Genomic DNA, 22,789 nt, shown 5'->3' on the forward strand with positions numbered 1-22,789 from the left:
CGTTAAACAGGTCTGCATATGCGTAAGTGCTTGCTGACGTAATGGCAAGGATTTTGCGCCCAGATACCCCAAAAGGCGAACTCCTTCACAATCCTGTTTCATCCGCGCGCGCGTTCAACGGTATTGACCACCGGCGTTGCACGCAAAGCTGCGATGATATTGGTCAGGTGCTTGACATCAACCACATCGATATCGATCAGCATTTCAAAAAAATCCTGCGTGCGGTTGGTAAAACGAAGATTGGTGATATTACCATGGTTTTTGGCAATCACACTGGTGATCGAACTCAACGCACCTTGCTCATGCCCGACAGTCAGGCCAAGACGACCGATGAAATGTTCCGGTTCGCCGTCATTATCCCAACCGACATCAAGCCAGCGTTCAGGCTGCTCGGTAAAGGTTTCCAGCGTATCGCAATCGATTGTATGGATCGTCACCCCCTTGCCGGTTGTAACGATACCGACAATCCGGTCCCCCGGAAGCGGATGACAGCAACCGGCATAATGCACGGCCATACCGGGGATCAGCCCCTTTAGCGGGATGGCGTGATCATGCTTGCGGTTACGCGCCCGTTCAAGCGGCACAACCTTGCGTGCCGTCTCGACGTCTTTTGATCCGGGGAAGACCGCATGCACGACCTCGCGACCGGTGTGATGCCCTGCCCCGACAGATGCCAGAAGCGTATCAAGAGTCGGCAATTTGAATATCTTGAGGACACCTTCGACGGCCTTGTCGGAATAATCGTAACCTTCCTGCCTGAATGCTTTTTGCAGAATGGCCTTGCCCAGGTCTTTATACTGATCGTCCTGTTGCTGACGGATAAAGCGCCGGATACGCGCACGCGCCTTGCCGGTAACGACAAAGCGTTCCCAAGTGGGATTTGGCGTTTGCGCCTTTGAGGTGACAATCTCTACCTGATCGCCGTTATTAAGCGTCGTGCGCAACGGCACCATTGCACCATTGACCTTCGCCCCGACGCAGGTATCCCCGATATGGGTATGGATCATATAGGCGAAATCAACCGGGGTCGCGCCGGCCGGCAAGGCGATCACATCGCCTTTCGGGCTAAAGCAGAACACCTGATCCTGAAACATTGCCAGTTTGGTATGTTCAAGGAACTCTTCGGGTTCTGAGGCATGTTCAAGGATATCCAGCAGATCGCGCAGCCAGCGATATTGCACGCCTTCCTTGTTCTCATCCCCGCTACCCTGTTTATAAGCCCAGTGTGCGGCAACACCGTTTTCGTTGACCTCGTGCATCTGACGGGTGCGGATTTGCACCTCGATACGATGGTTTTCCGGCCCCAGAACGGTGGTATGGATTGAGCGATATCCGTTCGGTTTCGGTGTCGAGATATAGTCCTTGAACCGGCCCGGCACGACCTTGTAATTGGCATGCATATAGCCCAGCACTTCATAGCATTGCGGCATATCCTCGACCAGAACACGGAACGCCATGATATCGGACAGTTCACCGAATGTGATATTCTTGCGCTGCATCTTCTGCCAAATCGAATATGGACGTTTTTCACGCCCGTAAATGTCGACCGACAGGCCCTGACGACTGATGACGTCCTTTAACTCCGAAACAATCCGGTTGACGACATTGTCGTCTTTCTCGCGCAGGAACTCCAACCGGGCGCGAATAGAGTCACGCGCTTCGGGATTGATATGCTGGAAGGCAAGATCTTCAAGCTCTTCCTTGATGTCGTGCATACCGATACGTTCGGCAAGCGGCGCATAAATTTCGAGCGTTTCTGCCGCAATCCGGACCCGTTTTTCGGGTTTCGGGATATAATGCAGCGTGCGCATGTTATGCAAACGGTCGGCAAGCTTGACCAGCAGAACGCGGATGTCTTCAGACATTGCCAGCAAAAGCTTGCGAAAGTTTTCGGCCTGCTTGGAATCTGCGGATTTAAGCTCGATCTGGGTCAGCTTGGTCACACCATCGACCAGCTTCATGATATTGCTGCCAAACAGCTTGGTAATTTCCTGCGGTGTTGCGTCCGTATCTTCGATGGTGTCGTGCAGCAACGCGGTGATGATCGTGTCGCAATCGAGTTTGTAGTTCGTCAGAATACCCGCGACCTCGATCGGGTGCGAAAAATACGGATCACCGTTGGCGCGCTTTTGCGAACCGTGTTTTTGGGTTGCATAAACATATGCCCGGTTCAGCGATGTTTCGCATGCATCCGGATCATAGGCCTTAACCCGTTCCACAAGTTCGTATTGGCGCATCATTCAGGGGCTTCTCCGCATTCATCCAACGGGGCTAAATCCATACCCCTTCATAAGATAGTACGATTTGGATAAAAAAAAGCCACGGAAGATAATCACCGTGGCTTTTCTTTTGAACTCTGTATCAGAACAAGGTTGATCTGACCTTATTCGTCTTCGCCAGCAGACGGAATAGTCACACCAACTGAAGCATCTTCAATTGCTTCTGCCATCAGTTTCGGACCGAAATCGTCTTCGGATTCTTCGGGTTCGTCCGCTTCAACATGCCGCTGCAGACCGGAAACCATGCCATTGCGCAGATCGTCATAATCAACGGTTTCTTCCGCGATTTCACGCAGCGCAACAACCGGATTCTTGTCGTTGTCACGATCAATGGTCAGTTCGGAACCGGCCGAGATGTTGCGCGCACGCTGAGCTGCCAGCATCACGAGCTCAAAGCGGTTCGGAATCTTTTCAACGCAATCTTCGACGGTAACGCGCGCCATAAATGTCTCCAGAAATACTTTTGGGGTGTCCAGACCGGACTTTATAGCGCCGCATTTACATTGTTGCAACAGCGAAGCGTTCCGGATCGAAAGGTTTTTCGCGGTTTTTACGCATATCAGGATTGCTTGCGGATTTCCTGATCAGCCGGAAGGTCCGATATCAGATCATCAACCGAACGATGCAGTTGCGGGTGTTGCCAATCCGGAGCAATGTCGCGCAGCGGCAATAAAACAAACGCGCGCTGATGCATGCGCGGATGCGGCACCTGAATGCCCCCTTCCTCGATCAGCAGATCATTGCCATAGGCAACAAGATCAAGATCGATGGCGCGCGCCTCGTTTCTTTCACGCCGGACACGGCCAAACTCTGCCTCCACCACATGAAGGCGCGCCAGAAGGTCATGCGCATTCAAAGCTGTCTCAAGCCTTGCAACACCGTTGACATACCAGGGTTGAGCGGAAACCGGAACCGGGGCTGTTTCATAGAAAGGAGAAACCGCTGCCACAGAAATGTCGCCATCCTCAGCCAATCGTTCAAGGGCCGCTTTCAATGTGTCGGCAGGAGCCCCATATTCCCCGGTAGGAAGATTGGCACCAAAGGCGATCAGGATCACCCTGTCATTATGGGCAGTGTTGTCTGTCATGGTCGGCTTGCTCATGAAACTGGCTATCGAACATCATTTGCGGGAAAGATCGCGCATAACTACGGAAGCGATCCCGTTGTGTCCACGATATTCACAATATTTCGCCCTTTCTTTGTGTGCGGTTGCGCTGTAAAAAAGTTGGCGTTTCCCGTATTTCGGAAACCGCATTATTAAAAAGCTATGTTTGAGGAATTTTCAGATGATTTTTTACCCGCAAGAACGCATCGGGCTGTTCATTGACGGCTCGAACCTCTATGCTGCGGCCAGAGCACTTGGTTTTGACATAGATTACAAACGCTTGCTGGATCTTTTTGCACAAAAAGGTCAATTGATCCGGGCTTTCTACTATACCGCCCTGATCGAGGATCAGGAATACTCCCCGATCCGCCCGCTGGTCGACTGGCTTGACTATAATGGCTACACCATGGTCACCAAACCCACCAAGGAATTTACCGATGCCGCAGGTCGCCGCAAGATCAAGGGCAACATGGATATCGAGCTTGCGATTGATGTGATGGAAATGGCCCAACATCTTGACCATGTTGTGATTTTCTCGGGCGATGGCGATTTCCGCCGTCTTGTCGATGCGGTTCAGCGCAAAGGTGTTCGTGTTACCGTCGTATCGACCGTCAAATCGAACCCGCCAATGGTTGCCGATGAACTGCGCCGTCAGGCCGATAACTTTATCGAACTGACCGAGCTTGAAGGCACAATCGCACGCAAGGTTCAGCAACGCCGCGAAGACGGCCACCCGGAATATGACGATCATCCGGAACATCCCGATCTCAATGAAATAGAGTTCGACTGATCGCCCTTTTTGACCAAACGACCGGGCGTGGCATGCATCGCGCCCGGCAAACTGTCAGACACGCCATGACCAGCTATCTGCAACCCGACAGGGACTGCCAACTTTGTCCGCGGCTTGTTGAATTTCGCCGTGCCAACCAGGCAAAATTTCCCGACTTTTATAATGGCCCCGTCCGCCCGTTCGGCCCCCTTGATGCGCGTCTCCTTGTTGTTGGCCTTGCCCCCGGACTAAAGGGTGCCAACGCAACCGGCCGTCCTTTCACCGGTGATTATGCCGGTGACCTGCTTTACGGCACGCTCAAGAAATTCGGCTTTGCCACGGGCGCCTATGCAAAGCGCCCCGACGACGGGCTTGAATTGATTGATTGCCGGATCACCAATGCCGTCAAATGCGTACCGCCTGAAAACAAGCCGACAGGCCCCGAAGCCAATACCTGTCGCCCATTCCTGATCAGCGAATTTGCTGCGATGAAAAACCTTTCGGCCATACTGTGCCTTGGACAGGTGGCCCATCAGGCAATGTTGCGCACCTTTGGCCTAAAACTTTCATCCCTGAAATTCGGACACGGGGCATCCCATCAAATGGAAAACGGGATTACATTGTTTGATAGCTATCACTGTTCGCGTTACAACACCCAGACCTATCGCCTGACGCCGGAGATGTTTGAAAACGTCTTTGCCGATATCCGCGCACATCTGGACCGTTAAATTGCCTGATACAGCACCCCTACCCGGCTTGCTCGACCGACCTGCGCAACGTCTGCCGATTGACGTCCTGCGGGACGTATTTGGCTATGACAGCTTCCGCGGTCAGCAGGCCGAAATCATCGATCACGTCATTGCCGGTAATGATGCACTGGTTCTGATGCCAACCGGCGGCGGAAAATCCCTGTGTTATCAGATTCCCGCCCTGTGCCGCCCCGGCACCGCCGTCGTTGTATCGCCCCTGATCGCGCTGATGAAGGATCAGGTTGACGCGCTAAGCCAGCTTGGCGTCAAGGCCGCCTTTATCAATTCGACCCTTTCCCCCGACGCCGCGCGCGAAATTGAGACCCGCGCGGTCGATGGTGATATCGATCTGCTTTATGTCGCCCCGGAACGGTTTGCAACCGACCGTTTTCTCAACCTGCTTGACCGGATCAGCATATCGCTGTTTGCCATTGACGAAGCACATTGCGTGTCGCAATGGGGCCATGATTTCCGGCCGGAATATCGCCGGCTTGATCTTTTGCCAACGCGCTTTCCCCATGTACCACGCGTTGCCCTGACGGCGACGGCGGATGCGCCGACACGCAAGGATATTGCCGAAAACCTGCATCTGACCGATGCGCAATGCTTCCTGACCGGATTTGACCGCCCGAACATCACCTACCGGATCGAGACAAAGGGCAATTCAAAACAGCGCCTTCTGTCGTTCCTGAACCGTGAGCATCCCGAAGATGCCGGGATTGTCTATTGCCTGTCACGCCGCAAGACCGAGGATGTTGCGCAGTGGTTGACCGATAACGGGCGCCCCGCCTTACCCTATCACGCAGGCCTGACACAGGAAACGCGGCAGCTCCATCAGGACAGGTTCCTGCGTGAAGACGGCCTGATCATTTGCGCAACGGTTGCCTTTGGCATCGGGATCGACAAGCCGAATGTCCGCTTTGTCGCGCATCTGAACCTGCCAAAAAGCATGGAAGCCTATTACCAGGAAACCGGACGTGCCGGGCGCGATGGCCTGCCCGCCAACGCCTGGATGAATTACGATCTGTCCGATATCGTTTCTATCCGCTCCATGCTGGCAACGTCCGATGCACCTGACAGTCAGAAACGCATCGAAAGCCGCAAACTTGATGCCTTGGTGGGCCTTGCCGAAACGACGAAATGTCGCAGGCAGGTCATCCTGTCCTATTTCGGCGAAGAAGATGCCAAGCCGTGCGGCAATTGCGATACCTGCCTTGAACCGGTCGAAACCTGGGATGCGACCCAGGCCTCGCGTAAGGCACTTTCGGCGGTCTATCGTACCGGGCAACGTTTTGGTCCGGCCCACATTATCGAAGTCCTGATGGGCCGCAAAACCGAAAAAATTCGCCAGAACAACCATGACGACCTTTCGGTTTACGGCATCGGCAAGGATATCGCACAGCCGCAATGGCGGTCCGTTTTCCGCCAATTGCTTGCCATGGGGTATCTTCAGGTCGATGTCGAAGGCCACGGCGGGGTTTATCTGACCGAAGAATCCCGTCCCGTCCTGCGGGGTGAGAAGGTCGTTGAAATGCGCAAGGACCCGGGCGAAAGCAAACGCACCATGACCAAACGCCTGCGTGATTTCGATACCGAGTTCGAGAACGAGGAAGATCGTGATCTGTGGGAACGCCTGCGCACTTTGCGCCGCGAGCTTGCCAGCAGCCAGAATGTTCCGCCTTACGTCATTTTCAGTGACAGAACGCTTTGGGAAATGGTCCGCTTCAAACCGCGGACATTGCAGGATATGGCATCAATCAACGGGGTTGGCGTCAAGAAACTCGACCAGTACGGGCTGGTGTTCCTTGATGTGATGGACGGTCGGCGCTAAATCGGTCCTATGATCCGGCCAATGCCTGCCGGATGGCGGAAATCACCTGATCATCTTCCGGTTTGATCCGGGTGGCAAAGCTGGCAACCAGATTGCCGTTCGGATCGACAAGATATTTATGGAAATTCCATTTCGGGGCCTGATCGCTGCCAAGTTCGGCCTCTGCCCATTTAAAGAACGGATGCGCATCGTCTCCGCGAACCGACTGTTTGGTAGTCATCGGGAAATCGACATCAAAATTGACGGTACAGAAATCCTTGATTTCGCTGTCATCGGCGTATTCCTGGCCGCCAAAATCACCCGATGGCACCCCCAGAACAATCAACCCGTCGGCCCGGTAATCCGACCAGAGCGCCTGAAGCCCGGTATATTGCGGGGTGTAACCGCACATCGACGCCGTATTGACGACCAGAACCGCCTTTCCGCGATAATCCGCAAGGTCGATTTCGCCCCCGTCAATCGACGGGAATGAAAAATCATAGGCATTGGTCGCTTTATCGCTGGCCATGGCAGAATTTCCAATCATCAGGCAAATGAAGCCGTACAAACCGGTCTTCAACAAAATCCGCATTCCGTTTTCGAAAGTTCTGGTTTTCCTAGCCATATCGCTCTTCCGTCCATGGATCGGCGTTATTGTGATAGCCACGTACTTCCCAAAATCCGGGTTTGTCGGTTTTGGAAAATGTTATCTGCTTCACCCATTTCGCACTCTTCCAGAAATACAGCTTGGGGATAATCACCCGAACCGGGCCGCCATGTTCCTCGGTCAATGGCGCATCTTCCCAATGATGGGCCAGCAACACGTCATCATCGACAAACTGATCAATCCGAACATTAGTCGTATAACCGTCATGGGCGGTGAAAAGCACGTGACGGGCATCTGATGTCGGCTTTACCAGATCGGCAAGCGATAAGGCTGAAACACCCTGCCAGTGATTGTCGTAGCGCGACCAGCTGGTCACGCAATGAATATCGTTTTTGGCCATAAAGGGCGGCAGATCAAGCAACTGTCCGAAATCAAGCGTGACCGGGTTTTCAACCGCACCATCAATTGTCAGACGAAAGTCATCCGTTCCGACATGCGGCGTAATGCCAAGATCCAGCACCGGCCAGTCCTTGACCTCGCGCTGGCCGGGCGGTAGGCGATTTTCACGGTCATGATCGGCCTGCCCCGTCAGAAGGCGACCGTTTTCTGCCCATTTCTGTTTCGCTTCGATCAGCTTTTCCTTGATCTTGCCACTGAAGCTATCCGTCATTCAACCATCCCTCCTGACCGCATCATACGAAAAATGGCGCAGTCATGTTCACCATGTCTGCGCCATTTATGCATTTTATTGCCACCGGCACGCAATTCACTTGCGCGCGAGGACGGCCACCCTAGCCAAAATCACGCATGATCCGGGCCTTGTCACGTTGCCAGTCGCGTTCCTTGACCGCCTCGCGTTTATCGGCCTTTTTCTTACCCTCTGCAATCGCCAGCTCAAGCTTGGCGATGCCGCGATCATTGAAATAAAGCTTCACCGGAACAAGGGTAAATCCCTTCTTGTTCAGGGCATCACTCATTTTCGTGATTTCGCGTTTATGCAGAAGCAACTTGCGCGGACGGCGTTCTTCGTGGCCGAACGGCATCTTGCTTTGATATTCAGGGATATAGGCATTGATCAGCCAGATCTCGCCGTTCTTTTCCTCGGCATAGGATTCCTGAATGTTCCCCTTGCCGTCACGAAGCGACTTGACCTCGGTCCCGCGCAAGGCGACCCCGGCTTCAAAAGTTTCCGTCAGGAAAAAATCGAAACGGGCCCGCCTGTTCTGCGCGACGACCTTATTATTGCTGTCTTCTTTTTTCGGTGCCATTACAACAACTTGTAGGCCGAATTTAATCCCTTAGGATAAAATTCCGGCAGTGCGCAGCGCGGTTTCAACACGCTGCTTGGATTCTTCGGTAATCTCGACCATCGGCAGACGCATATGGCTGCCACACAGGCCAAGAAGCTCGGCTGCATATTTGACCGGACCCGGGCTGGTTTCGCAGAACATCGCCTTGTGAACCGGCAGAAGCCGATAATTCAACTCCTGAACCTTGGCAATGTTCCCGGCTGCCCATGCGGCATGCAATTCGGCGCAAAGTTTCGGCGCGATGTTGGACGTAACCGAAATGCAGCCATGACCGCCCTGCGCCAAGAACGGAACGATGGTACCATCTTCACCCGACAACTGGCAGAAATCGGCCCCCGCGGCCAAGCGCGTCAATGCTGGGCGTTCCAGATCGCTGGTCGCATCCTTCACCCCGACGATACGTGGCAGTTTCGAAAGCTGCGCCATCGTATCAACCGACATATCCACGACCGAACGGCCCGGAATGTTATAGATCACGATCGGAATGTCGGTCGCGTCATGGATCGCCTTGTAATGCGCATACAGGCCACGCTGACCGGGCTTGTTGTAATACGGCGTCACAACAAGTGCCGCATCCGCGCCCGCATTCTGGGCATGACGGGTCAGCGAAATCGCCTCTGCGGTCGAATTCGAACCCGTTCCGGCAATCACCGGACCACGGCCTTTGGCAACTTCAAGTGCCAGTTCGACAACGCGATGGTGTTCCGCATGGCTCAGGGTTGGGGATTCACCCGTGGTTCCGACCGGCACAACACCGGTCGTGCCCTGTTTAAGCTGCCAATCCACAAACGACTGGAACGCTTTCTCATCGATTGCACCATCCTGTGTGAACGGTGTAATCAAAGCGGTAATCGAACCCTTAAACATCGATATCTCCAAATCTTATCGTGGATTGAAAGCGACGCGAAAATAGCGGCTGTTAAGGCATACGGCAAGCGTCTGAATACATTAAAGCGCACCTTGTTTGATCAAGGTTGCTCTTTGCGCTCACGACCGATTGGCAATTGGCTGTTTCACTGCCATAATAAGAAGGTCTGGAGCGCATTACCTGCCGTAAGGCAAAAGGGGAATTTCAAATGGCGCATGCGTCTTTCCGCGGTGTTTCGATCTGCGCATTGGCACTTGGTGTGTTCACTTTGCTGACGCCGGTCAGCGACAAGGCTTTGGCCGAAAGTCGGGATGAAAACATCCTGACCGAATTTCCGCCATCACCGGCATTTTCATCGGTCAGCCGCGCACGGCTGAATGTGTTTCTTGATGCGTTGGAAGACGGCCGCACAAAAACATTTGAAAAACTTCTTCCGAATTTTGATGACCCGCTGCTGCAAAAAGCCAGCGAATGGATGTGGCTGATCAGCCCGAATTCAGGCCGTAGTTTCCAGGAAATCACCGCCTTCATCGATGCAAACCCCCAATGGCCCAGTCAGGCGCTGCTACGCCAGCGCGCCGAAGAAGCCATGACGGATGCCGTTCCAAACGATGTCGTTCTGGCCTGGTTCAAGCGATCTGCGCCGGTTACGGCAGATGGTGCCACCCGCCAGATAAAGGCGCTCCTCGCGTCTGGCGAGATCGACGCTGCAACCACGTTGATCCGCAACAGCTGGGTACACGAGAATTTTGGTACCGGCCAGGAGAAACGTTTTCTGGATCGTTATGGGAAATATATCGATCAGGAAACCCATCAGCAGCGTCTTGATCGTCTTCTATGGGAAGGCCGGCTTGGTCCGGCAAGCCGTACCGAAAAATATGTCAGCAAGGATTATCTCTTGCTGGCCAAGGCACGCGCAGCTTTGCGGTCTCTGGACCCTGGCGTTGACGGGGCGATCAACCGTGTTCCCCAAAAATACCAGAACGATCCGGGTCTTATTTACGAACGTGTTCGCTGGCGCCGGATCAAAGACCGCGATCAGGAAGCACGCGACCTGCTACTGTCGCAGGCCAATGACCTCGCCTATATTTCGATCCGCCCTCAATACTGGTGGATTGAAAAAGCCATCCTTGCCCGTCGCGCCCTTCAGAAAGGGCATATAACAGATGCCTATCGTCTGGTTGCCAATCATGGACAAAGCGACGCAGGCGATATTGCCGAGGCCGAATGGTTTGCCGGCTGGATCGCCCTTGAATTCCTCGGCGATGCACGTATCGCCCTGACCCATTTCCAGAACCAGTATGGGGTGGTGAAATACCCGATCAGCCAGGCACGCGGAGCCTATTGGGCGGGACGCGCCAATGATGCCATAGGCGACAAGGAAAAGGCGCGCGAGTGGTACAGGCTTGCATCCGATCACGCCCATACCTTCTATGGGCAGCTTGCTATTGATGCATTGGGTGCCAAACCCACCTATTCCGTTAAGCAGCCGGTTCCGACCAAACAGCAACGCGCCGATTTCGAATCACAGGAACTGACACAGGTCACCCGTAAACTTGGCGAAATGGGTCTTGGCAACATTATCCGGCCATTCGTCATGGCACTTGTCTATGCACATGATGAACCCGAATATCTTGCCATGGCGACTGATCTTGCGCGCGAATATGGCCGTGCCGACCTTGCGATTATTGCCGCCAAACGCAGTATCAGAACCGGCAGCGGATATCTTGACGCCGCCTATCCTGTTCATGAGCAGGTCCCGCTTGGCCACAAACCCGATCCGGCACTGGTTCATGCGATCATGCGCCAGGAAAGCCTGTTCAACCCCGAAGCCATCTCTTCCGCCGGGGCCCGTGGCCTGATGCAATTGATGCCGGCAACCGCCGAACGCATGGCCAAGGATCTTAAACTGGATTACGAAACATCACGCCTGACAAGCGATCCGGGATTTAACATCTCGCTCGGGCGGCAATATTTGACACGCCTGCTGGATCGCTGGGATGGCGAGGAAATACTGACCATCGCCAGCTATAATGCCGGACCAAGCCGCGTGCGTCAGTGGATTGCGGAATATGGTGATCCGCGGGACTCTGATGTTGATCCGGTCGACTGGATCGAAATGATCCCCTATAGCGAGACGCGAAACTACGTCCAGCGCGTGTTGGAAGGTACCTATGTCTATCGCCGTCGTTTCGCTCGCGACGAAATCGCAATGGGTCAGCAGGACGAAACACCGGAAAACTCCCGGTGACCTTCTGCCCGATGATATCCACTGCTTTCAAATGACCGGTTTGCGATTTGGCAAAGAAAGAACCATATTTGATCGAATCCTGTCCGACAGATGAGGCCAGAACAAATGTCAGAAAATCCACTTACCTCCTGCCGCGCATTCGTCTTTGATGCCTACGGCACCCTGTTCGATGTTGGCTCGGCGGTCGACCGGTTCAAAGGCTCGATCGGCGATGAAGCCGAACGGCTTTCAACATTATGGCGTCAAAAGCAGCTTGAATACACCTGGCTGCGCAGTCTGATGGGTGATTTTACAGATTTCTGGAGTGTCACGGGCGACGCTCTTGATTATGCCATGGCTGCGATTGGCAAAAAGGATCCTGCCCTGCGTGCGAAACTGATGGAAACCTACCTGTCACTCGACACGTTCCCCGAGGTGGTTGAAACCCTCAAAAGCCTGAAATCCCGGGGGCACAAGCTTGCCATCCTGTCAAACGGCGCCAAGCATATGCTGATTTCAGCGGCAAAATCATCAGGCATTCTAACCCTTTTCGACCAGATCATCTGTGTCGATGACCTTAAAACCTATAAACCGCATCCGCATGTCTATCAGTTGGCAGCAGATCAGCTGGAACTGCCCCCTGCAGAAATATCATTCCAGTCATCAAACGGATGGGACATCGCCGGGGCCGGGCATTTCGGATTCCGCACTGCCTGGATCAACCGGACACAGCAACCGATGGAACGGCTGTCTCACACCGCCGACGTGGTTCTCAAGGGGCTCGACGAATTGCTGCCCCTCGTTGCGGAGCCGGAAAAGGCATAGAACGAAAACCCGGCAGAATTGTCGGCACATAAAAGCAATAAGGAAAACCCGGAAAAGCATGGATCGCTTTTCCGGGTTTTAATGTCTGTGCACCTCATCGGGGATAAAACACCGATAAAGAGAACTTATTTGTTTTCTTTTTTCACGTTCGAAGCAACGATCTGGCCTGCCTGAATGACGGTAAGCCCACCCTCTTCAACAGCCCCCTCGATCCGGCGGCAGTGCCCCTCGATATGGGCACCCGGTTCGATCGACAGGCTTTCATGAAGAATGTCGCCCAGCATACGGGCCGTTTCTGCAAGTGAAACATCACGGGCGCGAACCTGACCGGTGACAGAACCGCAGATACGAACCTTTTCGGCAACAATCTCGCCGCGCACTTCGCCGTGTTGGCCAATTGTCAGATTGCGCGTGCGGATGTCGCCATTCACGAAACCGTCGACCTGAACATCTGATTCAGAAATCAGATCGCCGGTGACCCGAAGGTCGGAATTGATAACCGAAAGGCCGCCTTTTTTCTCGGTGGCCGAATTGTGGGAACTACTCGTTCCCTGCTGTGACTTGCTCGTTTTTGAAAACATAATGTCCCGCCTCAATGAACTTGATGGGGTCTACCTGCTTATCGTGAACCAAAACTTCATAGTGCACGTGGCTTCCGGTACTTCGGCCGGTACTACCCATCAATGCGATTTTGCTCTTTAAATTCACTTCGTCGCCCTTCTTGACGAGGACCTTGTATAGATGTCCAAAACGGGTTCGAAGGCCATCACCATGGTCAATCTCGACCATCTTCCCGTATTTGCCACTCCACCCCGCGAAAACCACATTTCCGGGGGCTGTCGCATAGATCGGTGTCTTCATGGGCCCGGCAAGATCGACGCCGGAATGAAAAGCCCATTTACCATTGATCGGATCCTTGCGCTTTCCATACGAACTGGAAAGGTAATAGGATTCCGCTGGCTCCCCCAACGGGGTTCTTTTGATCCTGTCATGCAGGCTTGCCAAGTGGTCCATTCGGTCACCAACGGCAAGTGCGACATTCACAAACTGCTCGTCCTCGGGATGTTCGGGCTCGAATGCCACGAACGGACCGCCAACCCCGCCGCCAAATGCCTGCGGCTTCATGGGTGGCGTAATAACCTCATCCACTGCAAGGCCGGTCATTTCCAGAACAGATTCGAGTTCCATGATCGTATTGTCTGCGGTTTCCGCGACACGCTGCATCGTCTGTTTCTGAATGGTATGCAAATCCGCGATCCGTTGGCGCGCTTCGCCAAGTTCCGACTGCAGCATTTTCGAACGCTGCATCGCCTGATCGCGTTCACGCATGACCCGCGACATAACGGTTTCGACCGTTTCCAGCTCGTCGCGCAAGGCAAGATTGCGGTTTGTGATACCGTCGATCTGAGTTTGCAGCGCATTCATCTGGTTGTCCATCGACGTCCGCAACGATGATATACGGACCTTTTCCTTCTCGCTGACAGCCAGTTTCGAGGTGTAATCCTGAACCCGTGCCTGAAGCATCAGGTTCTTTTCCGCCATCGACAGAAGGTTACGATGGGTATCTTCCATCTGTGAGGTAATCTCGCCAAAACGCCGCTGACTTTCGGTCACCCGGGCGATCAACTGATTATAGGACAATTCACTGCGAAACAGCTGTTCTTCGCGCATAGCCAACCGCTGGTCGAGATACCAGGAATAACCGGTAACCCCGACCGACCAGGTAATCGCAACGATCCCGATCAATGCCAGTGTCAACTGAGCGTATTTACCGAGGCGCAGCTGGGAAACGGAATCGTTGGAACGGACAAGTATCTGCCGATCCGGAAACCAGTTTTCCACCAAGCGACGGCCGCGTTCGAACGCCGACATATTCAGTGTTTTACCCCTATTTTTCCGCAATTGTGCTGACGGTCAAGGACCGATGCACAACCAGTTTTTTCAGACCCCGCTGAATATCACTTCCTGTTACGCTACCTGTTCGGGCGAAGACAGGCAAGCACGTTAACACACCCTTAACGTCAAAAATTTCATCTCCATTGAACTTCAGTATGTTACTCAATGATCTCATTGCAAAATCAATAGCGTTTAAAAGATGCGTTTATCCCAATTCATGCTGACCTGCGCCGCCACCTGGTTTTATAGCGGACGCACCACCAAGGCCCCCGGCACAATGGGGTCGCTTGCCGCTGTTCCGGTCGGGTGGGCAATTGCCGTTCTGCTGGGGTATTATGCTCTTGCGATTGGTATCCTCGCCGTTTTTCTGATTGGCATTCCAATTGCCCAGAAATACAGCAAGATGATCGGCGTTCACGATCCGGGTGAAATTGTCATCGACGAGGTCGCGGGACAATGGCTTTGCATTCTTGTTGTTCCGCTGGGCAACGGCCTTGCTGATCTTGGCTGGCTCGCGGCAGCGTTTGTCATCTTCCGGATTTTCGATATCCTGAAACCCTGGCCGATCCGCTGGATTGACCGCCGGATCGGCGGCGGTTTCGGCATCATGCTCGATGACATCCTTGCCGGCATCTTTGGCATGGTCATTTTAATCGGCATTCGCTACTTCGCAGGAGTTTGATCCCTCATGCAAATAGAACCCGATATCCTTGGCGCCGCCGCAAAGCTGATTACCCTGTGCAGGGCAAAAGGCGAAATGATCGCGACGGCAGAATCCTGCACCGGCGGCCTGATCGCAGGGGGCCTAACCGCCGTTGATGGTAGCTCGTCGGTCGTGGATTGCGGTTTCGTTACTTATTCGAACGAGGCGAAGCACGGCCTGATCGGCGTCGCAAAGGAACTTCTGGACCAGCATGGCGCTGTATCTGAACCGGTCGCCATTGCAATGGCAAAGGGAGCGCTGGCACATGCCCCCCTGGCAACAATGACTGTCGCGGTTACCGGCATTGCCGGACCGGGCGGCGGATCGGAAGAAAAGCCGGTCGGCCTTGTCCATCTTGCCTGTGCGGGAAACGGGCGGCCTGCCCTGCACCGTCGCCGGGTCTATCCCGGTGACCGGCATGAAGTGCGAAAGGCAACCATTCTGGAAGCCTTTGATATGTTATCCGAAATGGCCGGGATGCCACGTTAGGAGACGGCTCCCCAGTTCATCTGATCGGCTCAAACCAGCTATTACCAGCTATTGATCAATCGTCTGCGTATCCGGCGCGCCATAAACCTGATGGGCACGCGTTTCAAATGCGCCGACCATCAGTTTGACCGCCTCGTTAAACACAACACCGATCATTTTTTGCAGCAAGCCTGAACGGAATTCGAAATCGACAAAGAAATCGAGCCACGTTCCACCATCATCCGCCGGCTCGAAAACCCAGTGATTGTTCAGGTATTTAAACGGTCCCTGCAGATATTCCACATCGACCCGGTCGGGGCGCTGCAAGGTGACCTTGGATGTGTATTTCTCGCGAAACATTTTGAAGCCGATCACCAGATCGGCATGCAAAACATTGCCATCGCGCTTGCGTACACGTGACGCCACACACCACGGAAGAAAGTCCGAATAGGAATCAATATCTGCGACAAGGTCAAACAGCTGTTCCGGCGTATAGGGCAGTTTCCTGCGCTCCGCATGCGTCGGCACCCTGATCTCCTTTGTCGTCGCGTCTATCGGTTTGAAATGCGGCGCACTTACTGTGCCGCTGTCGTTGCCTGCATTCTGGCTTTGGCTTCATCTGCAGCCGCAAGCTTTCTTTCGCGTGCCTTGCGCAGTTCCTCAAAATCACGGTCCGCGTGATAGCTTGACCGCGTCAGCGGCGTTGCCGACACCATCAGGAAGCCCTTGCCGCGCGCCATCGACGCGTAATCCTTGAACTCGTCAGGCGTCACAAAGCGGTTGACCGGTTCGTGCTTAAGCGTCGGCTGCAAATACTGGCCAATTGTCAGAAAATCGACATCGGCAACGCGTAGATCGTCCATGACCTGTGCCAGTTCGTGACGTTCTTCACCAAAACCAACCATCAGGCCGGATTTCGTAAAGATCGTCGGATCAATCTGTTTGACACGATCAAGAATGCGCAGCGACTGGTAATAACGCGCCCCCGGACGGATCGAGGTATAAAGCCTCGGAACGGTTTCAAGGTTATGGTTGAAAACGTCCGGTCGCGCACGGGCGACGATTTCAACCGCACCGGGCTTGTCACGAAAATCGGGTGTCAGAATCTCAATCGTGGTTTCCGGTGATTTATGACGGATCGCTTCGATCACGCGGGCAAAATGAGCGGCCCCGCCATCGGCCAGATCATCCCGGTCGACCGAGGTGATCACGACGTGCTTAAGCGCCATGTCGGCAACCGCCATAGCAAGGTTTTCCGGCTCGAACGGATCAAGAGCACCAGGCATCCCGGTTTTGACGTTACAGAACGAACAGGCACGCGTGCAGGTATCCCCCATGATCATGAAGGATGCATGTTTTTTCTGCCAGCATTCGCCAATGTTCGGGCACGCCGCTTCTTCGCAAACGGTATGCAAATTCAGTCCGCGCGCAAGTTCGCGCGTTTCCTGATACCCCTTCGAGGTTGGCGCCTTGACGCGAATCCATTCCGGCTTGCGTCCGGATGGACGATCCGGGCGTTTCTGCTTTTCCGGGTGACGAAGTGCTTGGGCTTCGTTGCGCGCCGTCGACATAGAGTTACCTCCGAAGGATTGGACGGGCGGCAATGTGCCGCCACGTCACGCATTTGTCAAACCGACAATCGTCCAAAACGGTCATACCGGGCATGTTCGCCCGGTACGACGCAATATTCTAGAAGTGGATCGCACGCCCATAGGCGTCAAGGACCGACTCATGCATCATTTCCGACAGGGTCGGATGCGGGAACACCGTATGCATCAGGTCTTCCTCGGTCGTTTCAAGACCCATGGCAATAACAAAGCCCTGAATAAGCTCGGTCACTTCGGTGCCAACCAGATGTGCGCCAAGCAATTCACCGGTCTTGGCATCAAACACGGTCTTGACCAGGCCTTCGGCCTCGCCCAATGCAACCGCCTTGCCATTGCCGATGAACGGGAATTTGCCGACCTTGACGTCGTAACCCGCTTCCTTGGCCTTGGCTTCGGTCAGGCCGACACTCGCCACCTGCGGATGGCAGTATGTGCAACCCGGAATTTTGCGCGGATCAAGCGGATGAACGCCTTTGACACCGGCAATCTTTTCAACACAGATCACACCTTCATGCTCTGCCTTGTGCGCCAGCATCGGCGGGCCTGCAACGTCACCAATGGCATAGATTCCCGGCTCTGCGGTTGCCGAATAGTCATCCGTACCGATCACGTTGCGATCAACCTTTACCTTGGTGGTTTCAAGACCAAGATTTTCGGTATTGCCGATCACACCAACCGCGGAAATTACGCGATCAACGGTGAGCTCCTGTTTCTTGCCGTCCTTGGTTTCAATCGTGACAACAACATTGTCGGCATTGCGCTTAAGGTTCGCAACCTTGGCTTCGGTCAGGATTTTCATCCCGTCCTTGGTCATCATCTTCTGCGCAAGGGCGGCAACTTCCTTGTCTTCGACCGGCATGATCTGCGACATGATTTCAACCACCGTCACATCCGCACCCATGGTGTGATAGAAGCTGGCAAATTCGATACCAATCGCGCCCGAGCCGACAACCACCAGGCTTTTGGGCATCTTGTCGGGCGTCATCGCCTTTTTATAGTCCCAGACCACCTTGCCATCGGCCTCAAGGCCCGGCAGGGAACGCGCCCGCGCGCCAGTCGCAATGATGTAATTCTTCGCGGTATAGGTCCCGGCATCCTTGCCTTCGACAGTGATTTTTTTCGGACCGTCGAATTTGGCTTCGCCGTTGATCACGGTAACCTTGTTCTTTTTCAGAAGATGTCCGACACCACCGGTAAGCTGCTTGGAAACGTCACGCGACCGCTTGATCACGGCATCAATATCAAAGGACGGTTTTTCGCACGACAGGCCGAATGATTTGGCATGCTGCATGTTGCGATAGACTTCTGCCGAACGCAGCAGTGCCTTGGTCGGGATACAGCCCCAGTTCAGGCAGATACCGCCAAGATGTTCGCGTTCGACAACTGCGGTTTTCAAGCCAAGTTGTGCCGCGCGAATGGCCGTGACATAGCCACCGGGGCCTGCGCCAATCACGATTACGTCGAAATTGTTATCCGCCATCGTAAGATCTCCTTCGCCTGCCCGTTACCGGTCACAGGTCTTGAAATTCAAATGCTTGCGGGGACTATTTAAAGTCCCCGCGCAATTTCCGAACCTCAGAGCAACATGCTCAGCGGATCTTCGATCAGCTTTTTGAATTCAGCCATGAATTCAGCACCGACCGCACCATCGACCACACGATGGTCAACCGACAGCGTGCAGCTCATGACAGTGGCGATTGCCAGTGCACCGTCCTTGACGACTGCGCGCTGTTCACCGGCACCAACGGCCAGAATGCAGCCCTGCGGCGGGTTGATGATGGCAGAGAATTCCTTGATGCCAAACATGCCAAGGTTGGAGACAGAGAAAGTCCCGCCCTGGAATTCTTCCGGTTTCAGCTTGCCTTCGCGTGCCTTGCCAGCCAGTGCCTTCATCTCGGTCGAGATTTCGGCAAGCCCCTTGCCACCCGCATTGCGGATGACCGGGGTGATCAGGCCGCCCTCGATGGCAACAGCCACCGAAATATCCTGCTGCTTGCACTGCAGGATGGCCGCATCGGTCCAGACCGCATTGGCTGCCGGTACGCGTTTAAGCGCAATGGATGCGGCACGAATGACGAAATCATTGACCGATACCTTCACCCCCTCGCCAGCCTTCTCGTTAAGCTGCTTGCGGGTAGCAAGCAGATTGTCGATCTCGCAATCGACCGTCAGGTAGAAATGCGGAACCTGCTGTTTGGACTGGGTCAGACGACGGGCAATAACCTTGCGCATCGAGCTGTTCGGGATTTCTTCGTATTCCGGCAAACCGGTCAGATCCGGGTTCCAGCCAGACGCCGCCGGTGCCTGCGGGGCTGCGGCCGGTTTGTCGGCAGCAGGTGCCGAAACAGCAGCCTTATCCGCCGGCTTGGACGACATCGCAGCCTCAACATCGCGTTTGACAACGCGACCGCGAGGGCCAGAGCCCTCTACCTTGCCAAGATCAACGCCTTCGTTCGCGGCAATACGCCGCGCAAGCGGACTGGCCTTGACCCGATCACCGCCGGAAACCGGTGCGGCAGGTGCCTGACCTTTTGCCGGGGTCGCTTCGGACTTCGACGCTTCCTGTTTCGGTTCTTCTGCTGCCGGAGCGGCATCGCCGCCGCCAACAGACGCCGAAGACGTATCCGCCCCATCAAGGGCGCTGGCATCTTCGCCTTCTTCAAGAAGAAGCGCGATAACCTCGTTCACGGCAACGCCTTCGCTGCCTTCGGAAACAAGGATTTTACCGATTTTGCCTTCGTCGACGGCTTCGACTTCCATCGTGGCTTTGTCAGTTTCGATTTCGGCAATGACGTCACCCGATTCAACGGTGTCGCCTTCCTTGACAAGCCATTTCGCCAAGGTGCCTTCGGTCATGGTCGGCGACAGGGCCGGCATCAATATTTTAACAGGCATGAACGCAATCTCCCGGTAACGGGGCGGCGCGGGTTTGCCGCGCCCTGCCCCTGTCCGTTTTACTTAGCGATAGCAAACGGCCTTGGCCGCATCGACGATGTGTTGCTCCTGCGGAAGTGCAAGCACTTCGAGGTTGGCAGCATATGGCATCGGAACATCTTCACCGGTAACGCGTGCAACCGGCGCATCAAGGTAATCAAACGCATGTTCCATGATGACCGACGCGATCTCGGCACCGATACCGGCAAAGTGCCAGCCTTCTTCACAGGTGACGATACGATTGGTTTTCATGACCGAGCGAACAATGGTGTTCACATCCAGCGGACGAATGGTCCGAAGGTTGATGACCTCGGCCGAAATGCCCTGCTCTGCCAGCTGTTCGGCCGCTTTCAGCGCCTTGCCGACCATGATTGAAAACGCAACGATGGTAACATCCGTCCCTTCGCGCTCGATCTTCGCCTGACCAATCGGAAGAACGAAATCTTCATCATCAGGCACTTCGAAGCTCTGCCCGTACATGATTTCGTTTTCAAGGAAGACAATCGGGTTCGGATCGCGAATAGCGGCCTTAAGCAGGCCTTTGGCATCGGCCGCCGACCACGGTGCGATCACTTTAAGACCCGGGCAATGGGCATACCAGGATGCATAGCACTGCGAGTGCTGAGCCCCCACGCGCGACGCAGCACCGTTCGGGCCACGGAACACGATCGGGCAACCAAGCTGACCACCGGACATATACAGGGTTTTCGCGGCAGAGTTGATGATCTGGTCTATCGCCTGCATGGCGAAGTTAAAGGTCATGAACTCAAGAACCGGCTTAAGCCCCATGAAGGCCGAACCGGTCGCAAGGCCGGTAAAGCCATGTTCGGTGATCGGGGTATCTACAACACGCTTGTCACCGAATTCGTCAAGCAGGCCCTGAGTGACTTTATAAGCCCCCTGATACTGCGCGACTTCCTCGCCCATGACATAGACGTTTTCATCTGCCCGCATTTCTTCGGCCATCGCATCGCGCAGGGCTTCACGAACGGTCTGGGTTTTGAACGACGTATAGGTTTTCTCGTCCTGGGTCGCGTTCATGACGCTCATGGCACGCGGGTCCTGTTCGGCCCGTTCAATCGCACCGCTGGCGGCAACCGGTGCCGCGTTCGATGAACTGGCGGTGGCCTTTTCTTCTTCCTTGGTTTCCTTGGCTTCGGCCGGTGCGCCGTCGGCTTTCGGTGCCGAAGATGCCGAAACATTGTCAAGGGCCGAAGCATCCTCGTCTTCTTCGAGGATATAGGCGATAACAGCATTCACCGCGACGTTTTCGGTTCCTTCGGCAATAACGATCTTGCCGATGGTTCCTTCGTCAACGGCCTCGACTTCCATCGTGGCCTTGTCGGTTTCAATTTCTGCGATCACGTCACCGGACGCGACAGTGTCGCCTTCCTTGACGGTCCATTTGGCAAGAGTGCCTTCTGTCATGGTCGGCGACAGGGCCGGCATCAAAACTTCAATCGGCATTGTTCCCTCTCTCCCGGGAAATATCGGTCAAAAGCGGTTCGCGGATTTCGCGATCACGCGTCGATCAGAATATCTGTGAACAGTTCGGAAACATCCGGTTCCGGGCTGTTTTGCGCAAACTCGGCCGCTTTGGCGACTTCCGCTTTCACATCTTTGTCGATGTCTTTCAAGCCAGCCTCGTCGATGATATTGCCATCGATCAGCAGCTTTTTGACCATATCGATCGGGTCGTGCTCTTTACGCATTTTGTCGAGCTCGTCCTTGGTACGATATTTCGCCGGGTCGGACATGGAATGCCCGCGATAGCGATAGGTCTTGAGTTCAAGGATATAGGGCCCCTTGCCTTCGCGGCAATGTGCAACGGCACGTTCACCGGCTTCCTTGACCGCCAGAACGTCCATACCATCGACCTGTTCACCGGGAATGCCATAGGCAGAACCACGCTGGTAAAGGTCAGGGCTGGCCGAATGGCGCTGTGCCGAGGTTCCCATGGCATACTGGTTGTTCTCGATGCAATAGATCACCGGAAGCTTCCAGAGGGCTGCCATGTTGAATGATTCATATACCTGCCCCTGGTTGACGGCACCGTCACCAAGATAGGTCAGGCAAACACGATCCTGACCGCGATATTTGTAATTGAAGGCAATACCGGTACCCAGCGGAACCTGTCCGCCGACAATGCCGTGTCCGCCATAGAAATTCTTTTCCTTGGAGAACATGTGCATCGAGCCGCCCTTGCCGCGCGAATAACCGCCCTCACGGCCGGTCAGTTCTGCCATGACACCCGCAGGGTCCATGCCACAGGCCAGCATATGGCCGTGGTCGCGGTAACTGGTAATCACACCGTCATCGCCGGTAACAGCAGCCTGCATGCCGACAACGACAGCTTCCTGCCCGATATAAAGATGGCAGAAGCCACCAATAAGACCCATGCCATAAAGCTGACCGGCTTTTTCTTCAAAGCGGCGGATCAGCAGCATTTCACGGTAATATTTGAGGAGATCGTCACTGCTCGCCTGATTGTCGGCGCGCGTCGTGCCGCGTTTGCGTTTCGGTGTGGTCGCCATGTTTCCTCCCGGTGGATGGCTATCGCTTAAGCATCATGTATGAGTGCTTAATTCGGTACTGGACCACCGAAATGACTACCTAAAACCACGTGCCG

Annotated in this window: 22 protein-coding genes; 7 read left to right on the forward strand and 15 right to left on the reverse strand. The window is 54.5% G+C overall.

The window, feature by feature from the left end; translation table 11 throughout:
- Positions 1 to 98 precede the first annotated feature (98 nt).
- From LG297_RS10405 to folK, 3 genes are all read right to left on the reverse strand, one after another.
- Positions 99 to 2,240 (reverse strand): RelA/SpoT family protein, encoded by a 2,142-nt coding sequence (locus tag LG297_RS10405; RefSeq protein WP_404426831.1) that lies wholly within the window; start codon positions 2,238 to 2,240, stop codon positions 99 to 101.
- Between the two features lie 143 nt (positions 2,241 to 2,383).
- Entirely contained in the window at positions 2,384 to 2,722 is a 339-nt protein-coding gene (gene rpoZ, locus LG297_RS10410) for a DNA-directed RNA polymerase subunit omega (protein ID WP_404426832.1), read from the reverse strand.
- A gap of 116 nt (positions 2,723 to 2,838) precedes the next feature.
- Positions 2,839 to 3,366 (reverse strand): 2-amino-4-hydroxy-6-hydroxymethyldihydropteridine diphosphokinase, encoded by a 528-nt coding sequence (gene folK / locus LG297_RS10415; protein ID WP_404426833.1) that lies wholly within the window; start codon positions 3,364 to 3,366, stop codon positions 2,839 to 2,841.
- 199 nt (positions 3,367 to 3,565) lie between these two features.
- Between folK and LG297_RS10420 the strand changes: the two genes are divergently transcribed.
- From LG297_RS10420 to recQ, 3 genes are all read left to right on the forward strand, one after another.
- Positions 3,566 to 4,174: an NYN domain-containing protein gene (locus LG297_RS10420; RefSeq protein WP_404426834.1), complete on the forward strand. Its 609-nt coding sequence runs from the start codon at positions 3,566 to 3,568 to the stop codon at positions 4,172 to 4,174.
- A 65-nt stretch (positions 4,175 to 4,239) separates the two neighbouring features.
- Complete coding sequence (locus LG297_RS10425) at positions 4,240 to 4,881, forward strand: uracil-DNA glycosylase (protein WP_404426835.1); 642 nt, start codon at positions 4,240 to 4,242, stop codon at positions 4,879 to 4,881.
- 1 nt (position 4,882) lies between these two features.
- Complete coding sequence (gene recQ / locus LG297_RS10430) at positions 4,883 to 6,733, forward strand: DNA helicase RecQ (protein ID WP_404426836.1); 1,851 nt, start codon at positions 4,883 to 4,885, stop codon at positions 6,731 to 6,733.
- A gap of 7 nt (positions 6,734 to 6,740) precedes the next feature.
- On the opposite strand, the gene LG297_RS10435 is transcribed toward recQ, so the two are convergent.
- The 4 genes from LG297_RS10435 to dapA form a co-directional block, all read right to left on the reverse strand.
- Positions 6,741 to 7,241, reverse strand: a complete 501-nt coding sequence (locus LG297_RS10435) for a glutathione peroxidase (RefSeq protein WP_404426837.1) — start codon at positions 7,239 to 7,241, stop codon at positions 6,741 to 6,743.
- 88 nt (positions 7,242 to 7,329) lie between these two features.
- Positions 7,330 to 7,989 carry a sulfite oxidase-like oxidoreductase gene (locus tag LG297_RS10440; protein ID WP_404426838.1) on the reverse strand — a complete coding sequence of 220 codons (660 nt, stop codon included), beginning with the start codon at positions 7,987 to 7,989 and terminating at the stop codon, positions 7,330 to 7,332.
- Positions 7,990 to 8,110: 121 nt separating this feature from the next.
- A complete protein-coding gene (smpB, locus tag LG297_RS10445) occupies positions 8,111 to 8,587 on the reverse strand; it encodes an SsrA-binding protein SmpB (RefSeq protein WP_007089481.1) in 477 nt (158 codons plus the stop codon).
- A gap of 30 nt (positions 8,588 to 8,617) precedes the next feature.
- Positions 8,618 to 9,496, reverse strand: a complete 879-nt coding sequence (gene dapA / locus LG297_RS10450) for a 4-hydroxy-tetrahydrodipicolinate synthase (RefSeq protein WP_404426839.1) — start codon at positions 9,494 to 9,496, stop codon at positions 8,618 to 8,620.
- A gap of 209 nt (positions 9,497 to 9,705) precedes the next feature.
- Between dapA and LG297_RS10455 the strand changes: the two genes are divergently transcribed.
- Both LG297_RS10455 and LG297_RS10460 read left to right on the forward strand, forming a co-directional pair.
- Positions 9,706 to 11,748 carry a lytic transglycosylase domain-containing protein gene (locus tag LG297_RS10455; RefSeq protein WP_404426840.1) on the forward strand — a complete coding sequence of 681 codons (2,043 nt, stop codon included), beginning with the start codon at positions 9,706 to 9,708 and terminating at the stop codon, positions 11,746 to 11,748.
- 105 nt (positions 11,749 to 11,853) lie between these two features.
- Positions 11,854 to 12,552: a haloacid dehalogenase type II gene (locus LG297_RS10460; RefSeq protein WP_404426841.1), complete on the forward strand. Its 699-nt coding sequence runs from the start codon at positions 11,854 to 11,856 to the stop codon at positions 12,550 to 12,552.
- A gap of 125 nt (positions 12,553 to 12,677) precedes the next feature.
- Here LG297_RS10460 and LG297_RS10465 read toward each other — a convergent pair whose 3' ends face one another.
- Together LG297_RS10465 and LG297_RS10470 are read right to left on the reverse strand one after the other, a co-directional pair.
- Positions 12,678 to 13,133, reverse strand: coding sequence for a polymer-forming cytoskeletal protein (locus LG297_RS10465; RefSeq protein WP_404426842.1), 456 nt, complete (start codon positions 13,131 to 13,133; stop codon positions 12,678 to 12,680).
- A complete protein-coding gene (locus LG297_RS10470; protein ID WP_404426843.1) occupies positions 13,093 to 14,424 on the reverse strand; it encodes a peptidoglycan DD-metalloendopeptidase family protein in 1,332 nt (443 codons plus the stop codon). The genes LG297_RS10465 and LG297_RS10470 overlap by 41 nt, the downstream gene beginning before the upstream one ends.
- A 223-nt stretch (positions 14,425 to 14,647) precedes the next feature.
- On the opposite strand from LG297_RS10470, the gene LG297_RS10475 reads away from it, so the two are divergent.
- Entirely contained in the window at positions 14,648 to 15,130 is a 483-nt protein-coding gene (locus LG297_RS10475) for a phosphatidylglycerophosphatase A (RefSeq protein ID WP_404426844.1), read from the forward strand.
- A gap of 6 nt (positions 15,131 to 15,136) precedes the next feature.
- Entirely contained in the window at positions 15,137 to 15,640 is a 504-nt protein-coding gene (locus LG297_RS10480) for a CinA family protein (RefSeq protein ID WP_404426845.1), read from the forward strand.
- Between the two features lie 48 nt (positions 15,641 to 15,688).
- Here the strand turns inward: LG297_RS10480 and LG297_RS10485 are convergent, their stop codons facing one another.
- From LG297_RS10485 to pdhA, 6 genes are all read right to left on the reverse strand, one after another.
- A complete protein-coding gene (locus tag LG297_RS10485) occupies positions 15,689 to 16,147 on the reverse strand; it encodes a type II toxin-antitoxin system RatA family toxin (RefSeq protein WP_404426846.1) in 459 nt (152 codons plus the stop codon).
- A 47-nt stretch (positions 16,148 to 16,194) separates the two neighbouring features.
- Positions 16,195 to 17,190 carry a lipoyl synthase gene (gene lipA / locus LG297_RS10490; protein ID WP_007089472.1) on the reverse strand — a complete coding sequence of 332 codons (996 nt, stop codon included), beginning with the start codon at positions 17,188 to 17,190 and terminating at the stop codon, positions 16,195 to 16,197.
- Between the two features lie 118 nt (positions 17,191 to 17,308).
- Positions 17,309 to 18,706, reverse strand: a complete 1,398-nt coding sequence (gene lpdA / locus LG297_RS10495; RefSeq protein WP_404426847.1) for a dihydrolipoyl dehydrogenase — start codon at positions 18,704 to 18,706, stop codon at positions 17,309 to 17,311.
- Positions 18,707 to 18,801: 95 nt separating this feature from the next.
- On the reverse strand, positions 18,802 to 20,121 hold the full coding sequence (locus tag LG297_RS10500; RefSeq protein WP_404426848.1) for a pyruvate dehydrogenase complex dihydrolipoamide acetyltransferase: 1,320 nt from the start codon (positions 20,119 to 20,121) through the stop codon (positions 18,802 to 18,804).
- A 63-nt stretch (positions 20,122 to 20,184) separates the two neighbouring features.
- Complete coding sequence (locus LG297_RS10505; protein WP_404426849.1) at positions 20,185 to 21,627, reverse strand: pyruvate dehydrogenase complex E1 component subunit beta; 1,443 nt, start codon at positions 21,625 to 21,627, stop codon at positions 20,185 to 20,187.
- A 53-nt stretch (positions 21,628 to 21,680) separates the two neighbouring features.
- Complete coding sequence (gene pdhA / locus LG297_RS10510; RefSeq protein ID WP_404426850.1) at positions 21,681 to 22,694, reverse strand: pyruvate dehydrogenase (acetyl-transferring) E1 component subunit alpha; 1,014 nt, start codon at positions 22,692 to 22,694, stop codon at positions 21,681 to 21,683.
- Positions 22,695 to 22,789: the final 95 nt, after the last annotated feature.

The sequence above is a fragment of the Thalassospira australica genome (assembly GCF_044790785.1).
GTDB lineage: Bacteria > Pseudomonadota > Alphaproteobacteria > Rhodospirillales > Thalassospiraceae > Thalassospira > Thalassospira australica_A.

Bases quoted from the DNA above. Each gene is read 5' to 3' on its own strand.
- LG297_RS10405 (WP_404426831.1), bottom strand. From the start codon at position 2,240: ATGATGCGCCAATACGAACTTGTGGAACGGGTTAAGGCCTATGATCCG.
- rpoZ (WP_404426832.1), bottom strand. From the start codon at position 2,722: ATGGCGCGCGTTACCGTCGAAGATTGCGTTGAAAAGATTCCGAACCGC.
- folK (WP_404426833.1), bottom strand. From the start codon at position 3,366: ATGACAGACAACACTGCCCATAATGACAGGGTGATCCTGATCGCCTTT.
- LG297_RS10420 (WP_404426834.1), top strand. From the start codon at position 3,566: ATGATTTTTTACCCGCAAGAACGCATCGGGCTGTTCATTGACGGCTCG.
- LG297_RS10425 (WP_404426835.1), top strand. From the start codon at position 4,240: ATGACCAGCTATCTGCAACCCGACAGGGACTGCCAACTTTGTCCGCGG.
- LG297_RS10435 (WP_404426837.1), bottom strand. From the start codon at position 7,241: ATGGCCAGCGATAAAGCGACCAATGCCTATGATTTTTCATTCCCGTCG.
- LG297_RS10440 (WP_404426838.1), bottom strand. From the start codon at position 7,989: ATGACGGATAGCTTCAGTGGCAAGATCAAGGAAAAGCTGATCGAAGCG.
- smpB (WP_007089481.1), bottom strand. From the start codon at position 8,587: ATGGCACCGAAAAAAGAAGACAGCAATAATAAGGTCGTCGCGCAGAAC.
- dapA (WP_404426839.1), bottom strand. From the start codon at position 9,496: ATGTTTAAGGGTTCGATTACCGCTTTGATTACACCGTTCACACAGGAT.
- LG297_RS10455 (WP_404426840.1), top strand. From the start codon at position 9,706: ATGGCGCATGCGTCTTTCCGCGGTGTTTCGATCTGCGCATTGGCACTT.
- LG297_RS10460 (WP_404426841.1), top strand. From the start codon at position 11,854: ATGTCAGAAAATCCACTTACCTCCTGCCGCGCATTCGTCTTTGATGCC.
- LG297_RS10465 (WP_404426842.1), bottom strand. From the start codon at position 13,133: ATGTTTTCAAAAACGAGCAAGTCACAGCAGGGAACGAGTAGTTCCCAC.
- LG297_RS10470 (WP_404426843.1), bottom strand. From the start codon at position 14,424: ATGTCGGCGTTCGAACGCGGCCGTCGCTTGGTGGAAAACTGGTTTCCG.
- LG297_RS10475 (WP_404426844.1), top strand. From the start codon at position 14,648: ATGCGTTTATCCCAATTCATGCTGACCTGCGCCGCCACCTGGTTTTAT.
- LG297_RS10480 (WP_404426845.1), top strand. From the start codon at position 15,137: ATGCAAATAGAACCCGATATCCTTGGCGCCGCCGCAAAGCTGATTACC.
- lipA (WP_007089472.1), bottom strand. From the start codon at position 17,190: ATGTCGACGGCGCGCAACGAAGCCCAAGCACTTCGTCACCCGGAAAAG.
- lpdA (WP_404426847.1), bottom strand. From the start codon at position 18,706: ATGGCGGATAACAATTTCGACGTAATCGTGATTGGCGCAGGCCCCGGT.
- LG297_RS10500 (WP_404426848.1), bottom strand. From the start codon at position 20,121: ATGCCTGTTAAAATATTGATGCCGGCCCTGTCGCCGACCATGACCGAA.
- LG297_RS10505 (WP_404426849.1), bottom strand. From the start codon at position 21,627: ATGCCGATTGAAGTTTTGATGCCGGCCCTGTCGCCGACCATGACAGAA.
- pdhA (WP_404426850.1), bottom strand. From the start codon at position 22,694: ATGGCGACCACACCGAAACGCAAACGCGGCACGACGCGCGCCGACAAT.